Source organism: Corynebacterium sp. NML130628 (genome assembly GCF_001875665.1).
Taxonomy (GTDB): domain Bacteria; phylum Actinomycetota; class Actinomycetes; order Mycobacteriales; family Mycobacteriaceae; genus Corynebacterium.
Window position 1 is genome coordinate 16,955 of the sequence record NZ_MLAL01000019.1, and the last position, 14,653, is coordinate 31,607.

At 63.5% G+C, this 14,653-nt stretch carries 13 protein-coding genes and 1 tRNA gene; 4 read left to right on the plus strand and 10 right to left on the minus strand.

Translation table 11 applies throughout. The annotated features are described in order from the left end of the window. Positions 1-62 precede the first annotated feature (62 nt). Positions 63-269: a DUF3073 domain-containing protein gene (locus tag BJP07_RS05900; RefSeq protein ID WP_071566586.1), complete on the minus strand. Its 207-nt coding sequence runs from the start codon at positions 267-269 to the stop codon at positions 63-65. A gap of 180 nt (positions 270-449) precedes the next feature. After that, positions 450-1,535 carry a folate-binding protein YgfZ gene (locus tag BJP07_RS05905; protein ID WP_255365934.1) on the minus strand — a complete coding sequence of 362 codons (1,086 nt, stop codon included), beginning with the start codon at positions 1,533-1,535 and terminating at the stop codon, positions 450-452. Positions 1,536-1,566: 31 nt separating this feature from the next. Between BJP07_RS05905 and BJP07_RS05910 the strand changes: the two genes are divergently transcribed. Continuing rightward, positions 1,567-2,490 carry an aminodeoxychorismate lyase gene (locus BJP07_RS05910; RefSeq protein ID WP_071566588.1) on the plus strand — a complete coding sequence of 308 codons (924 nt, stop codon included), beginning with the start codon at positions 1,567-1,569 and terminating at the stop codon, positions 2,488-2,490. A 24-nt stretch (positions 2,491-2,514) separates the two neighbouring features. Here BJP07_RS05910 and BJP07_RS05915 read toward each other — a convergent pair whose 3' ends face one another. Next, positions 2,515-3,138, minus strand: coding sequence for an FABP family protein (locus BJP07_RS05915; RefSeq protein WP_071566589.1), 624 nt, complete (start codon positions 3,136-3,138; stop codon positions 2,515-2,517). A 35-nt stretch (positions 3,139-3,173) separates the two neighbouring features. Further along, complete coding sequence (locus BJP07_RS05920; protein WP_071566590.1) at positions 3,174-3,911, minus strand: DUF2993 domain-containing protein; 738 nt, start codon at positions 3,909-3,911, stop codon at positions 3,174-3,176. A gap of 34 nt (positions 3,912-3,945) precedes the next feature. On the opposite strand from BJP07_RS05920, the gene mshD reads away from it, so the two are divergent. Further along, positions 3,946-4,854 carry a mycothiol synthase gene (mshD, locus tag BJP07_RS05925; RefSeq protein ID WP_071566591.1) on the plus strand — a complete coding sequence of 303 codons (909 nt, stop codon included), beginning with the start codon at positions 3,946-3,948 and terminating at the stop codon, positions 4,852-4,854. On the opposite strand, the gene BJP07_RS05930 is transcribed toward mshD, so the two are convergent. Together BJP07_RS05930 and dusB are read right to left on the minus strand one after the other, a co-directional pair. Beyond that, positions 4,802-5,566: a PhoU domain-containing protein gene (locus BJP07_RS05930; protein WP_071566601.1), complete on the minus strand. Its 765-nt coding sequence runs from the start codon at positions 5,564-5,566 to the stop codon at positions 4,802-4,804. The two genes, mshD and BJP07_RS05930, sit on opposite strands and share 53 nt — an antisense overlap. A gap of 32 nt (positions 5,567-5,598) precedes the next feature. Continuing rightward, complete coding sequence (dusB, locus tag BJP07_RS05935) at positions 5,599-6,750, minus strand: tRNA dihydrouridine synthase DusB (protein ID WP_071566592.1); 1,152 nt, start codon at positions 6,748-6,750, stop codon at positions 5,599-5,601. A gap of 198 nt (positions 6,751-6,948) precedes the next feature. Here dusB and BJP07_RS05940 point away from each other — a divergent pair, with 198 nt between their 5' ends. Next, positions 6,949-8,451 carry an acetyl-CoA hydrolase/transferase family protein gene (locus BJP07_RS05940; protein ID WP_071566593.1) on the plus strand — a complete coding sequence of 501 codons (1,503 nt, stop codon included), beginning with the start codon at positions 6,949-6,951 and terminating at the stop codon, positions 8,449-8,451. 6 nt (positions 8,452-8,457) lie between these two features. On the opposite strand, the gene cydC is transcribed toward BJP07_RS05940, so the two are convergent. The 4 genes from cydC to BJP07_RS05960 are packed head-to-tail and all read right to left on the minus strand — an operon-like array spanning position 8,458 to position 14,126. After that, on the minus strand, positions 8,458-10,020 hold the full coding sequence (gene cydC, locus BJP07_RS05945; protein WP_071566594.1) for a thiol reductant ABC exporter subunit CydC: 1,563 nt from the start codon (positions 10,018-10,020) through the stop codon (positions 8,458-8,460). Continuing rightward, the gene (locus BJP07_RS05950) at positions 10,017-11,558 is read right to left on the minus strand and encodes an ABC transporter ATP-binding protein/permease (RefSeq protein WP_071566595.1); all 1,542 of its coding nucleotides are present in this window, start codon (positions 11,556-11,558) and stop codon (positions 10,017-10,019) included. The genes cydC and BJP07_RS05950 overlap by 4 nt, the downstream gene beginning before the upstream one ends. Before the next feature lie 3 nt (positions 11,559-11,561). Next, a complete protein-coding gene (gene cydB / locus BJP07_RS05955; RefSeq protein ID WP_071566596.1) occupies positions 11,562-12,566 on the minus strand; it encodes a cytochrome d ubiquinol oxidase subunit II in 1,005 nt (334 codons plus the stop codon). Positions 12,567-12,569: 3 nt separating this feature from the next. Further along, on the minus strand, positions 12,570-14,126 hold the full coding sequence (locus tag BJP07_RS05960) for a cytochrome ubiquinol oxidase subunit I (RefSeq protein WP_071566597.1): 1,557 nt from the start codon (positions 14,124-14,126) through the stop codon (positions 12,570-12,572). 181 nt (positions 14,127-14,307) lie between these two features. Between BJP07_RS05960 and BJP07_RS05965 the strand changes: the two genes are divergently transcribed. Next, positions 14,308-14,380: transfer RNA gene (locus BJP07_RS05965), tRNA-Lys, on the plus strand. Positions 14,381-14,653 lie beyond the last annotated feature (273 nt).

A 14,653-nucleotide genomic window follows, 5' to 3' on the forward strand; every position in this document is an offset into this window, starting at 1 on the left:
GGCACCAAAAGAACACCCGCGGCCCGTGTGGGCAGCAGGTGTTCTTTGTCAGTGTTGGACGTTTAGCGGCCTGAGGTGCCGTATGCATCCCAGTCGGCGTAATCGGCGTACTGGTCATCTACCTCATAGTCGTCGGTATCTTCCCAGCTCTTCTTCGGAGCTTTGCCTGCGAGCTCGCGTTGGAGCGACTCGAGGTCCATTTCGGGAGAGTTGTACTTCAGTTGGCGAGCAACCTTGGTCTGCTTTGCTTTGGCGCGTCCGCGACCCATTGCGTGACCCCCTTGAGGTGGTTCTTCTGGGCGGCTCCCGGGCAGGGAGCGGCCTCATGCTTTTCGATTCGTTAATTGTCCTGTAGGACATAATAGCGCGAACGTCCCAAAAATTCCCCTCCACGGGGTGACCTGTGTGTTTTGCCCGGCAAACCCCCAAGCCGACCTCAAATTCGGTCCCTAGTTGCCACGCAGCCGTTGCTGTGCCTTTCGTCCGGCTTTCTCGCCTTCATCGGTGGGGAGGGAGTCGGGGTCGATGCGGGCGGCGACACCGTCGATGTCAAGGTCGACGTCGGTGCCGGCGTTGAGCGCGGACCGTTTCAGGCGGGCGAGCGCGATGGGGCCGTAGTCGGCGTCGTGGACGACGGTGCCCAGGGTGCCAACCGCGCGTCCGCCTGCCCGGATGGTTGCGCCCGTTTTGGGTTCAACGGGTGCTGAGCCGTCGAGTTGCAGCATGACCATCAGGCGGGGGGAGCGGCCAATGTTTTCTACGCGGGCTACGGTTTCTTGCCCGCGGTAGCAGCCCTTTTCCAGGTGGACGGCGGCGATTCGGTCGCCGCGATTGATCAAGCGCGGGGCTTCGTGCGGGATGGTTTTTTCGTCGCAGTCTGCGCCGAGCTCGGGCTCGCCGGCCCGCACGCGTTCAGCGGTAAACGCCATGAGCCCGCCGAGCACGCCCCCGCGTTCCACCAGCGTATCGACGACCTCTTCGAGCCGGTCGCGCTCAACCGCAATGTCGAAACGCTCGTGGTCAGTCCACGGGGACACTTGCCTGGAAAACGTCGCCCCCTCGACTGATGCGAGTGTCTCCGTGGCGCCGGTTGGGCCGATGAGTGTGAGGATTGCCAGGTCAGTGTCGGTGATGGTGACGTCGGACCAGAACACCATCTTGCGCAGGAATGCGGTGAAGGTTTCGTACTGTGCGGCTGGCAGGTCGAGGTAGAACGTCGTGCCGTCGTAGAAGACGTCCGCGTGGTGGAGGATCCGGCCCTGGGCGTCAAGGTCGAGGGCGGAGGCGGCGAAGCCGGAGGGGGCGTCGTCAAGTTTTTGTGAGAGGAGGTTGTTTAAGAACTCTGGTGCGTCGGGCCCCGTGACTGCGGCGATGCGGCGCTGTGAGCGGTCGATGATGACGGGCTGGGTGTCCATGGCGCGCTGTTCGCCGAGTGGCTCCCCGTAATGCCAGGCAACCCCTTTCGCGTCGAGTGGCGTTTCGCCTGGAAACTCCGCGGCGCCGGGCCGTTGCAAAAGTGGAGAAGAGTTCAACACATCCACCATCGTACCGGGATACTATGAACGCATGGGTTCGTCGCACTTGTTACCAGCTCCAGTGATCTATCTCGTGGAACCGTTCGGCGGTTCTATTCGACGTCAAAACGCCAGCATGCCGCACGTGTTTTGGGACGATGCCGCCGTCACGCGTGGCGACGGCATCTTCGAGACCATCCTGATTCGGAAGGGGGTGCCCGCCAATCTGGAGGCCCACGTTGCGCGCTTCCGGCGCAGCGCCCGCACACTCGACTTGCCGGACCCGGGGGTGGACCATTGGGTGAAGGCGACGAACGAGGCCGTGGCCGACTATGTGCGTGAGCGTGGCAGCGAGCCGGAGGACGTCGATGCGCGTTGCGTGTGGACGATGACGCGCGGCCGCGAAACCACCGGTGTGCCCACGGCGTGGTTGACGGTGCGCCCCATCGACGAGACTGCGTTGAAGCAGCGCAAGAGCGGGGTGTCAGTAATGACGACGTCTCGTGGCTACTCGCTGGACACCGGGGAGCATGCGGTGCCGTGGATGCAGGTCGGGGCGAAGACGTTGAACTATGCGGCGAACATGGCGGCGCTGCGTTGGGCGAAGAGCCACGGGCACGACGACGTGATCTACATCGACCCCACTACCGAGCGCGTGCTGGAGGGCGCGAACTCGACGGTGATTGTTGTGAAGAAGGGTGGGCGGATCCGCACGCCGAAGCCGGGGCCGGGCATCCTGCCAGGCACGACGCAGGCCGCACTGTTCGAGTACGCATCTGAGCGTGGCTGGAAGTGCAAGCAGAAAGACATCTACCTCAGTGAGCTGTTTAAGGCTGAGTCGGTGTGGCTGCTGAGCTCCACAAGGATGGCGACGCGGGTCAAGCGCCTGAATGGCAAAAAGCTCCCGGCCCCCGAGAACGCTTGGGAGATCCAGGAGCTGGTGCAGGAGTCGCTTGATGCGAGCCTTGGCCTGTAGCTAGGCGAGGAGCGTGCGGCGCGCTTAGCCGGCGACGCGCTTGAGCTCTGCGGACATGTAGGGGACCATTTCGCCGTCGACGGCGCGTTCGTCCACCCAGCCGAGGTTGTTATTCGGCATCAGGCCGTAGACGCGCTTGCCCGGGCCGTGGCTCTCAGGGCCGGTTTCCGTAACGATGGTGGATGCGCTGGTCAGCTGCCATGCACGTTCGTTGAGCAGTGTGCCGTACATGATCTCGGTGAGCCCGCGGGAGTTGGTGAGGGTGACCTCGATTTCGTCCTTCAGGGAAATGCGCCAGAACCCGACCTCGCGCTGATCGGCGCCGGTTGGCTTACCGTCTTCGTCCAGGCGCCAGATGCGGGACTCGAAGCGCAGGTAGTTTTCGCCGTCGTGGGAGATGACCAGCTGCTGCCCGAAGGCGTATTCGTCGCCGTTATCGTTGGCTTGGCCCTCGCCGTGCCACACGCCGACCAGCGGCAGGAGCGCTAAGAGGCCGTCGTGGAGGTTGGGGCCTTCGCGCAGGTTCGCGGTGTCCGCTGGGAGCGGTATCTCATCGAACCCGAGGGCGGGGATATTGCGGTGCGCGGTCGCCTTCGACTGCTCGGCGGCAAGGTTGACTGCTTCGTTTCCGTTTAGCTTTTCACTCATGCGTACCAGGCTACAACGTCTGGGGTGGAAGCGTTCTACACCAGCGGTGCGAGGTCGGCGGCTTCCACGACGGTGTTGATGCGGTCGCGGGAAAACTCGATGGAACCTCCGGAGAGCTGCACGTTGTCGGCCTGGCCGCCTAATGGCAGATCGCGGGTGTCCCTGTCCAGGGTGTATGCGTCGAGGACGCGGTCGGTGAGTTCGGAGGGGACGTCGATAAGCTGGCTGGGCCGCATGCGGAATGTGGGGCCCTCGAGCCGCAGGGTGACGATCACAGTGGTCGGGGTGTCGGTGCCGGGGACGGTGCCGGTCATGCGCGCTTCGCTCGCGGTGCCGCCGGAAGGGGAGATGTCATAGGGGTGCGCGATGTCGAGGTCGGTCATGCCGAGGAGCTGGCCGAATGCGACGCCGTCGAGGCGTACCTTGCGGCGCACAACGTCGGCCTGCGCGCCGGTGATATCCGCGCGGCGCAGGCGTTGCCCCGCGTTCGCGGGCAGTTCCAAGTTGATCAGCTCGACCCCGGCGTTGCCCACGCCGACGCCTGCCACCGGAACGTCCACCGAGTGCAGGCTCACTCGCGAGATGGTGCCCGTCAGCGAGGCAAGCGCAACCGGGAAGCCGGAGATGTAGGCGTCGGGGGCGACTTCCAGCCCGTTGAGCTGCGCGGCCTGCCTCGACAGTGTGCGCTCCACGCCGGAGGCAAACATCGTGTCAGCGGTACCGCCGACAAGCAGCACCGCAGCGAGCCCAAAGGCGATCGACCGTTTCTTCACGTCTCTAGTTGTACACACGCGCTAGCCTGGGGGCATGACGAACACTCGCTTTCACCCCCACCCGCTCACGCTGCCCGATCACCCGGAGACAGCCAAACAGGTCGAGGCGATGCTGCGGCGCGTCGCGGATTACGACGGCATCGACGCCTTTTCCGAGCAGTTCCTCCACGGGCTTCACGACGCCCGCCTCGGACACAACCACCTGGTGGTCCAACAGGGCGACGACGTTGTGGGTGTAGTCGGCTTCGCCCCGGACGGTTCGGCGGAGCTCGCGGTGGACCCGCAGTCGCGCGGGCAGGGGATGGGCCGCAGCCTTGTCGACGCCACCTTCGCCCACAACCCGGCCGCGGGCCTGTGGGCCCACGGCAACCTGCCCGACGCCCACGAGGTCGCGCTGCTGCTCGAGCTGCACGCGGTACGTGAACTGCTCGTGATGCGGCTCGATGAGGTGCGCGCTGAACCCGTGGAGCTGCCCGAGGGGTATGAGGCGTACAACCTCACCGAGGCGAGCGCGAAGTGGGGCAGTGAGGCCGTCGAAAAGCTGTGGCTCGAGGCGAATAACCAGGCGTTTTCCTGGCACCCGGAGCAGGGCGGCTGGGATGTGGAGCGTCTCCATCGCGCGATGGAGGCCGATTGGTTTGACCCGGCAGGTGTGTGGTTCCTGTACAGGGGCGAGGAGCTCGCGGGCTTCCACTGGACGAAGCGCCACCCGGACGGCACGGGGGAGGTCTACGTCGTCGGTCTGGCCGATGCCTTCCGTGGTCACGGCTTGGGCGGTGTGCTGATGGAGCTGGGGCTTACCCACCTCGCGGAGCAGGGCAGCCCAGCCGTGATCCTGTACGTGGAGGCGGACAACGCCCCGGCGGTCAAGCGCTACGAGGAACTCGGCTTCACTGTCGCTGAGCGCCACGTCGTGTACTCGCAGTCCGACGTTGACTCCTGAACCGCCGCTCGATTGCGGCCAGCTTCGAGTGGCGGTCAAACGCGTCCTCGTCGCGCTGCTTCATGTACTCCTTCGGGTTGAGGCCCGTGACTAGGAATACGACGCGGCCGGCGACGTTGACGCAGCGGTCCGCGTAGCGCTCATAGTAGCGGGAGACGAGCGCCACGTCGACGGCCTCTCGCGCAGAGTGCTCCCAGGAGTCAGAGGTCGTGATGGCGTTGAGGTAGTCGTGGAGGTCGTCGACCCCTTCGTCGATCGCGTTGAGCTCCACGGCGACGTCCGGGTCCGGGTCAAGCAGCAGATCGTGCGTGATGTTGACCATCTCGTCGACACGGGCGGCCATCTCCGCGATCGGTGCGTGCTCCGTGTTCGGCAGTACTGGGTAGGGGTGGCGCAGCCGCGCCAACTTCGCGATGTGCTTCGCCATCGCCCCCATCCGTGAGAAGTTCTCCACGATGTAGATCGAGGACAATACCTGGCGCAGGTCCCCCGCCACCGGGTTCTCCAGCGCGAGCAAACTCATACTGCGCTCCTCGCTGCGCAGCGTGAGCTCTTTGAGCGGGTCGGACGCGTTGAGAGCATGCTCGGCGTCCTCAAGTGATTGCTCCAGCAGCGCGGTGGAGGCCAGCTGCATGACCTCTCGCACGGTGTCGCACATCTGCAGCAGGTCGCGGTTGAAAGCTTCGAGGTGTTCACGGTAAGCGGTACGCATGTCCGCCATAATAATAGGTATAACGGAACGGCCTAGCCACCGTTGTTTTCGATCTCGGCGCCCTCCGGCACGGTGGCGTCCTCCGGATCGTCGAGCCAACCTTCGGGCAGGGCCACTTTGGAGGAGGACCCTTGGCGGCCGCGGGCGTCGTCAGCGTGTTCGGCAAGCTCCTCGGAGTCCGCAATGGTCGCCAGCAGTTCGCCCAGCTGGGCGAGCGTTTCCACCCGAGCCAGGTCCTTGCGGAACTCGCCGCCAACCGGGAATCCACGCAGGTACCAGCCGGTGTGCTTGCGGATGTCGCGGCAGGCCTGCTGCTCACCGACGTGCCCCGCGAGCAGCTCCGCGTGGCGTGCGATGATGCCACTGACACGCCCAAGCGTCGGCTCCGGAGGGATCGGCTCGCCGCGTAGTTGCGCGCCAATCTGGGCGAATAGCCACGGCCTGCCCAGGCACCCGCGACCGACCTCCACGCCGTGGCAGCCAGTCTGCTCCATCATGTCGCTAGCATCCTTCGCAGCGAAGATGTCCCCATTGCCGATGACCGGTAGTCCCGTGCCACGCATGTGCTCCACCAGTCGAGCAATCTCGTCCCAGTGCGCCGCCCCGGAGTAGCGCTCCGCAGCAGTGCGCGCGTGCAGTGCAACGGCCGCCGCCCCTTCCTCGGCGGCGATCCGGCCAGCGTCCATGTGCGTGTGGTGGTCGTCGTCAATCCCGATGCGGAACTTCACCGTAATCGGCACCCCCGAACCTTCTGCCGCGCGGACAGCCGCGGCCACGATGTTGCCGTACAGTCTGCGCTTGTACGGGATGGCGGAGCCGCCGCCGCGCCGGGTTACCTTGGGCACCGGGCAGCCGAAGTTCATGTCCACGTGGTCGGCGATGTCCTCCTCGACGATCATGCGCACCGCCTCGTAGGTGTAGGCGGGGTCCACGGTGTAGAGCTGCATCGAGCGCGGCTCCTCTACATCGGCGAAGCTGATCATCCTGAGCGTCTTCTCGTTGCGTTCGACCATGGCGCGGGCGGTGATCATCTCGCAGACGTAGAGGCCTGAAGTGGTGCCGGTGAGCTCCTGCTCGATCTCGCGGCACAGCACGCGGAACGGCATGTTGGTCACGCCCGCCATCGGCGCGAGGAGAACGGGGGAGCCCAGTTCCAGGCCGCCGATGCTCAGATGTGGATTCATAGTGCCCCCATTGTTCCCGCCACTGTCTGCGCAGTCCAATTCGGAGGCCCGCTTTGCTTGATGACGCCCGCTTCGCCCGAAAGGGGGTATCCGGTGAGGGTGACCTTTCTGAATGTTTCCGTAGATTCACACCGTTAGACCTACATCACAATTATGGTGGTGTGATATCTGAATCATCAACACGAAGTGAGGTTTTTAATGAGCGAGCGTATCGCGAGTGACAAGCTGCGCGCCAAGGTCATGACTGCAGAGGAAGCTGCCCAGTTCGTGAACCATGGAGATAAGGTCGGCATCTCTGGATTCACCGGCGCCGGCTACCCCAAGGCAATGCCTGCTGCGATCGCGGCAAAGGCAACCGACGAGCACAACGCTGGCCGGGAGTACGCAATTGACCTGTTCACCGGCGCCTCGACGGCCCCGGAGTGCGACGGCGTGCTCGCGGAGGCAAATGCGCTGCGCTACCGAATGCCGTACCAGTCTGACCCGCAGATGCGCAACAAGATTAACGCCGGGGAAATGAAGTTCCAGGACATCCATCTGTCCCACTCCGGCATGATGGTCGAGCAGGGCTTCTTCGGCGACGTGGACGTCGCTATCGTCGAGGCCGTCCGCATCACCGAGGAAGGCAACATTGTGCCGTCCTCCTCCGTCGGCAACTCCGTTGAGTACCTCAATGCCGCGAAGAAAATCATCATCGAGGTCAACGAGTGGCAGTCCGTCGACCTCGAGGGCATGCACGACATCTGGCTCGTTCCACCACTGCCGAACCGTATCCCGATCCCGATCACCAAGGCCGGGGACCGGATCGGTACCACCTACATCGAGATCGACCCGGAGAAGGTCGTGGCCGTCGTCAAGACCAACGCCGAGGACCGCAACGCGCCGTTCAAGGCTCCGGACGAGACCTCCGAGCGTATCGCCGCAAACTTCCTCGACTTCCTCGAGCACGAGGTACGCCACGGCCGCCTCACCTACGACGGCTACGTGATGCAGTCCGGCGTGGGCAACGTCCCGAACGCCGTGATGGCGGGCCTGATGGACTCGAAGTTCGAGAACATCCAGGCATACACCGAGGTCATCCAGGACGGCATGGTCGACCTTATCGACGCCGGCAAGATGTCCGTTGCCTCCGCAACCTCCTTCTCGCTGTCCCCCGAGTATGCGGACAAGATGAACGCGGAAGCTAAGCGCTACCGTGAGTCCATCATCCTGCGCCCGCAGCAGATCTCGAACCACCCGGAGGTCATCCGCCGCACCGGCCTGATCGCCTCCAACGGCATGATCGAGGCGGACATCTACGGCAACGCCAACTCCACGCACATCAACGGTTCCCGCATCATGAACGCGCTGGGCGGCTCGGGCGACTTCACCCGCAACGCCTACATCTCCTCGTTCATCTCCCCGTCGATTGCGAAGGACGGCGCGATTTCCTCCATCGTCCCGATGGTCTCGCATGTTGACCACACCGAGCACGACGCAATGGTTTTCATCACCGAGTACGGTGTTGCTGACCTGCGTGGTCTCGCGCCACGCGACCGCGTTGCGAAGATGATCGCGATCGCTCACCCTGACTACCGCCCACTGCTCGAGGAGTACGTGGAGCTGGCGTCGAAGAGCAAGTTCCAGCAGACGCCACACGATCTGCGTCACGCCTTCGACTTCCACACCCGCATCATGGAAACAGGCACGATGAAGAAGTAGCGCCAGCTACGACACCACGTCCGGGCCCGTCGGCGAGGCAGCGACCTCGATGCCGACGGGCCCGTCGACGTGTACGACCGCAATCACGGTGCGCTGTGGCATCGCGCCGGGCAGAGGTTGGTGCAACAGGACGTCGAGGAGGTGCTCCGCGGCGTCGATCGAGAGGTGTTCGGTTGGTTCGTCGAGCAGCAGGGTGGGGGCGTCGCTGACAAGCGCACGGGCGAGCAGCAGGCGACGGCGCTGCCCGGAAGACAGTGAGTCCGCACCATTATCGAGCATGAAGTCCAGGTCGAACTCGAAACCGGTCGCCTCCAGCGCTTCCGCCATGCGGGCGTCGCTCGCATTCCCGTTGGCGACCAGCAGGTTTTCCCGCACCGTCGTGGCGAACACCCAGGCGTCCTCCGCGAACAGGCGGGCGCCCTCCGCGATTGCCACATTCCCGCCGGCGACGGGTAGCAACCCGGCGAGCGTTTCCAACATCGTGGTTTTGCCACATCCCGACGGCCCGCGCACCAGCATCCGCTGGCCAGGAGCCAGCTCGAAGTTCCACTCCTGGTCGCCGTGGGCGGTGCGCAGCGCCTCCGCCCACACAGCAACCCCGGCCTCGGGGCGGGGGAGGGGGCCGGCGCTGCGCTTCGTTGCTTCGGCGGCGTGGTCCGCGACTTCGCGCAGTCGGTGGGCGCTACGCTTTGCTTGATCCGCGTGCACCGCGGCACTCGCGAGTGGGCCGTGCGCCTCAAACGCGGCCAGCGGCAACATCACCAGCATGCCCAGCCACACCGGGTTGCCCGTATACGTCTCGACGGCCAACCACGTAATCAGCAGCGCACAGATCCCCGTGGCCCACGCCTGGATCCCGGAGGCGGTAGCCTCCGGACGGGTGGACTGCGCCCACGCCTTGCTCGCCTGTGCTGAGGCCGCCGATGCCTGCGAGATCAGCGCCTCGCCCTTGCCGGCGACGGTGTACTCCACCCTGTCGTGCAGCACCGAGTCGAGCTGCAGGGTAAAGGCGTTTTCTGCCTCCACCAGGAAGGTGTTGCGCGAAGCGCGCGTCGCTAAGTAGGGGATGAGCAGGCCGGTCAGCGCGAACCCGCCCGCCATCACCACCGCTGCCAGTGGGTGCAGCGACGCCGCACCGGCGACCGCCACCACCGTCAGCACGATCGCCACACCGCGCGGGATGAGCGTGCGCACGATGAAATCCGTCACGCGCTCCGTGTCCGCAACCAGCAGCGCCTGACCCTCGCCGCGGCCCACACGACCTGCGGCCGCCTGGGCGTCATACATGGTGGCGCGTAGCGTGGTCAGCGCCCGCAGGCCCAGCTTGTGCGCCACCAGCCTGTCGAGGTAGCGAAACACCGCCCGCGAAATACCCAGCGCGCGCACAGCCGTCACCGCCACCGAGAGATCCAACACCGGTGGCATCTCCCACGCGCGCGTAATCAGCCAGCCGGACAACACCGTCAGGCTCAGCGCTGCCAGCAGCGTAATCGCCCCAGCGATGATTGGGCTGATCAGGTCACGGGGACGCACCTGCGCGATGCGCAGCAAAAACTTCAAGTCACTCATACCTGTACCACCTGGTCCGCGGCGTCCAGTACGCGCTGGTCATGGGAGGCAACCAGTACCGCAGCGCCACGCCGCGCCAGCTCACGCATCCTTTGGATAACCTCCTCGACGAGTTCGGGGGAGAGGTGCGCAGTCGGCTCGTCCAGGACGAACACGTCCGCATCCGCGGCGAAAGCACGCGCAATGCCGACACGCTGCCGCTGGCCTGCGGAAATGCCGTCCCCATATGGGCCGACAGCATGCGCCTCAGACACTCCCACCAGGCCTGCGTCCCCGCGCGCGCCAAACAGCGCCACGTTCGAACCCACGGTCCCAGGCTCCATCGCCGGGGTCGCAGGTAGGTACGCCACCTTCTTCTCGACGCCCACTTCGCCCCCAACCATCGCATCCGGCAACTGGCCCAACACCGCCAACAGCGTGGTGGACTTACCGGAACCGTTCGCGCCGGTCAACACCGTGACCTGGCCGCGTGGGGCGTTGAAGGTGAGCCCATCCGGGCGCACTCCGTCGCGTCCACGCACGCTCAAGTTGTGCACCCGCACACCGTCAGAGCCCTCAGCGGCCGTGATGTAGGAACCGGTGGTGGCGGAGGGGGCGTCGAGAAGCTCGAGCACACGCTCGGCAGCACTCAGACCATCGGCCGCGGCGTGGTAACTCGCGCCGACACGGCGGAGCGGGGCGAAGACCTCCGGGACAATGATGAGCACCGTCAGCCCGGCCAACAGCGTGATCGAACCCGTTACCAGCCGCAAACCGATGCTCACCGCGACCAACGCCACCGACAACGTCGCAATGAACTCCAACGCAAACGAGGACAGGAACGCCAGGCGCAGCACCCCCATGGTGGAATCCGCGTGCTTGCGCCCCGTCTGACGAATCTGCTGCGCAGGGCGCTCCGTGGCGTGCAGCGCACGCAACGTTGGGGCACCGGCCAACAAATCCGACAACTGAGCACCAAGCCCAGCCGTCACCTCCAGGCGGCGCTGCGTGTGATCCGCCGTCAACTTGCCGATCAGTACCATAAACACCGGGATCAACGGCAGCGTGATCAGGCAAAAGACGCCCGAGATCCAATCGAAGTAGAAGATGACGATGACCACGATTGGGGTGCCGATGGCCGTCGAAAAGAGCGCGGGGAGGAACTCCGTGAGGTAAGGGCGGAAATCGGTAATGCCGCGGGTGAGCACGTGACGCCACGTCGCCGACTCCTGTTCCACCGCGCGCGGGTCCTGCTGCGCCAGCGCCCGAAGCGCCTTCGTCCGTAAGTCCTCCACAACATCGCCGACCGCATCCGCGGACCAACGCTGCGCCACCCACGCCAGCACACCATGCGCCACAACGACGCCAGCCAGCGTCAGCAGCAACGACGCACGCGGCACCGCGCGCTCCGTCACCGCCGACGCGGCAACAACCCCAATCAAAATACCCCGAGCTACCAGCAGCAACGTGTCCGCAGCTTGCGCAACGCCCGTGCGCACAATGAGTTGGCGCACGGGCGGAACGAGGCGAAGTAGCCGAGGGTCAATCGGCGAGGCCATAGCCTAAACCGACACCCTCTTCCGGAACGCCCAGTAGGTCCAAATCTGACCCGCCAGGACAATCGGGGTGAGGCACACAGCCGCCCACGTCATCACCTTCAAGGTGTATGGCGAAGAGGACGCGTTACGGATATCCCAACCAGCGAACACATCGCTTGTCGACGGCATCACGTCCGGGAACAGCGAACCGAACAGGACAATCGCGCAGCAGATGATGGCAAACGCCGTCATCCAGAACGCCAAACCATCCCTGTTGCCAACAATGCCGACCACGGAGACAATCAGGCCAACTGCAGCGAGCACCAGCGGGATCCAGGTCCAGCCAGCGCCCAGCGTCAGCTGGATCCACAGCAGGTACGCCGCGCCGACGACGATGGCCGGGCCAGCAATGAACTTCTTCGCGAATGCGTGCACCTCGGCACGCAGCGGATCATGCGACTTAAAGCCGAGGAAGGTTGCACCGTGCAGCATGAACAGCAGCACGAACGCCACACCTCCCAGCAGGCCGAGCGGGTTCAGCAGACCCAAGAACCCATCATGGAAAGAGTCCAGGCGACCCTGTTCATTCAGCGGAACGCCAATCACAATGTTTGTGAATCCAACACCCCACAGCAGCGTAGGCAGGTAGGAGCCGAACGCCGTGCCGGCGTCACAAAGCCTGCGCCACTTGAGCGTGTCCACCTTGACGCGCCACTCCAAGCTCACGCCGCGGACAATCAAGCCCATAAGGATGAGCACAAGCGGCAGGTAGAAACCAGAGAACAACGTGGCGTACCACTCTGGGAACGCCGCGAAAATCGCCGCACCACCCGTGATGAGCCATACCTCATTACCGTCCCAGATCGGGCCAATCGTCCTGATCGCCGCCGTGCGGCGACGATCATTCTCGATCTCATCGCCCTTCATGAACGGCAGCAACATACCAACACCGAAGTCAAAGCCCTCCAGCACGAAATAGCCAGTGAAGAAGACTCCGATGATCACAAACCAAAGCACTTGCAAGTCCATGATTTACAGCTCCTTGTTGTCCGCAGTGGTTGTGGTGGCGCCGGACTCAGATTTGAAGCTCAGCGGCTCCAACTCAGTCTCGGCGTTCGGGCCGTAGAGCACGTCCTTGAGACGCTTGGAGTCGCCCTCGTGGAGCCCAGGCTGATCCATGCCCTTGCGGACCTGACGTTGAATGAGCCACACCCACAGCACCGCACCGATGCCGTAGAGCACCGTGAACAGCACCATAGAGAGCAGCACCTGCCACGGCTGATGATCGGAAACACCGAAGTCAAGCAGCATGTGAATGTTCTGTTCCATCCCCGGGTGATCCCCACCCTGGAACGCAGGGTTCGGATGGACGATCCACGGCTGGCGGCCCATCTCGGTGAAGATCCATCCCGAGATATTCGACAGCCACGGAGCCGGCAGCGCGACCAGGCACAGAGTGCCCAGCCACTTGGCGGTAGGAACGCGCTTGCCGCGGGTCACCCACAGACCGACAATCGCCATGACGACCGAAACCACGATGAAGAAGATCATCATACGGAAGGACCAATACGTCACGAACAGGTTCGGGGTGTAATTACCCGGCCCGTACAGCGACTCGTAGTACTGCTGCAGATCCAGCACGCCCTGCAGCTCAACACCGGACAGCTTGCCCTGCGCCAGGAACGGCAACACGTACGGCACACCGATCAGCTGCGTTGCGGACTCGCAGTCGTTGTACGAGGAAAACGAGAGAACAGAGAAGTGCGGGTCCAGCTCAGTGTGGCACAGCGCCTCTGCCGACGCCATCTTCATCGGCTGCTGCTTAAACATTAGCTTCGCAAGCTCATCACCAGTCAGCGTGAGCAGCACCGTCGCAGCCATGATGACCCAAGCGCCGAAGCGGGTGCAGGAACGCCACACCGTCGCAGCGTCGCCATTCGGGTCACCCTTACGCGCCTCGCGGATCATCCACCAACCAGCGACACCGCACACCAACGTGCCGGCGAGCATCCAAGCGCCGAACACTGCGTGCGGGAACGCCCACAGCACTGTCGGGTTGGTGAGCAGCGCCTTGAAATCAACGAGCTCAGCGCGGTTCGTCTCCGGGTTGAACACTGCGCCCACCGGGTGCTGCATGAACGAGTTCGCAGTAATAATCCAGAACGCCGAAATATTCACGGCGATCGAAACAACCCAGATCGACGCAAGGTGTGCCCACTTGGGCAGCCTGCCCCAACCGAAAATCCAGACGCCGAGGAAGACGGACTCAAAGAAGAAGGCCGTCAAGCCCTCGAAGGCGAGTGGTGCGCCAAACACGTCTCCAACGAACGAAGAATATTCAGACCAGTTCAAGCCGAACTGGAACTCCTGGACGATGCCTGTGACAACGCCCATCGCGAAGTTGATGAGGAAAATGTTTCCGAAGAAACGGGTCGCGCGGTACCAGCGCTCGTCGCCAGTCTTGTGCCAGATGCTTTGCATGATTGCAACCATCGGCGCGAGCCCCATGGTCAGTGGGACAAAAAGGTAGTGATAGACCGTGGTAATGCCGAACTGCCACCGGGACAGATCGACTAAATCTAGCGGCATTGTGACTCCTTCAACGTGAACAACCAATAAAGGTTATGGTCATATATTTACCGTAGCAGGATTCAAAAACCCCCATCTTCCTGGGGGTATGACCATGAATGGGGGTAGTGGTATGAAGCGTGCTTTTGTGGTGAGGTGGCGATTTCTACCCACCCTTGAGTTGTGCTAAGTTGTTCCGCACGGGCCTTTAGCTCAGTTGGTAGAGCTACGGACTTTTAATCCGCAGGTCGCGGGTTCGATCCCCGCAGGGCCCACATTCAGCGCCACGCAACTTCGGTTCGTGGCGCTTTTTGTTGGCTGTTGGATGGTTGGAGGCCGACAGGCACGAAGCTTAAGAAGCTTAAGCCGAAACCCAAACTGTAGTAACAGGATGGTAGTAATCCCATTTTTGGGTCCCTTTGGGGCTGCGGATGTTTTGTTGGAGTGCATCTGAGGGACTTTGTCTCGTAGTTATGCACTCAGTGCCTGTCGATGCTCGGCGATGGTCGTATATCCATCACCGAGTGTCGACTTCAACCTTGTATTGA

Coding starts and splice junctions, on each gene's coding strand:
- BJP07_RS05900 (WP_071566586.1), bottom strand. CDS start 269: ATGGGTCGCGGACGCGCCAAAGCAAAGCAGACCAAGGTTGCTCGCCAA.
- BJP07_RS05950 (WP_071566595.1), bottom strand. CDS start 11,558: ATGGCCTCGCCGATTGACCCTCGGCTACTTCGCCTCGTTCCGCCCGTG.
- BJP07_RS05910 (WP_071566588.1), top strand. CDS start 1,567: ATGGGTTCGTCGCACTTGTTACCAGCTCCAGTGATCTATCTCGTGGAA.
- cydC (WP_071566594.1), bottom strand. CDS start 10,020: ATGAGTGACTTGAAGTTTTTGCTGCGCATCGCGCAGGTGCGTCCCCGT.
- BJP07_RS05930 (WP_071566601.1), bottom strand. CDS start 5,566: ATGCGTACCGCTTACCGTGAACACCTCGAAGCTTTCAACCGCGACCTG.
- BJP07_RS05940 (WP_071566593.1), top strand. CDS start 6,949: ATGAGCGAGCGTATCGCGAGTGACAAGCTGCGCGCCAAGGTCATGACT.
- dusB (WP_071566592.1), bottom strand. CDS start 6,750: ATGAATCCACATCTGAGCATCGGCGGCCTGGAACTGGGCTCCCCCGTT.
- BJP07_RS05915 (WP_071566589.1), bottom strand. CDS start 3,138: ATGAGTGAAAAGCTAAACGGAAACGAAGCAGTCAACCTTGCCGCCGAG.
- cydB (WP_071566596.1), bottom strand. CDS start 12,566: ATGGACTTGCAAGTGCTTTGGTTTGTGATCATCGGAGTCTTCTTCACT.
- mshD (WP_071566591.1), top strand. CDS start 3,946: ATGACGAACACTCGCTTTCACCCCCACCCGCTCACGCTGCCCGATCAC.
- BJP07_RS05960 (WP_071566597.1), bottom strand. CDS start 14,126: ATGCCGCTAGATTTAGTCGATCTGTCCCGGTGGCAGTTCGGCATTACC.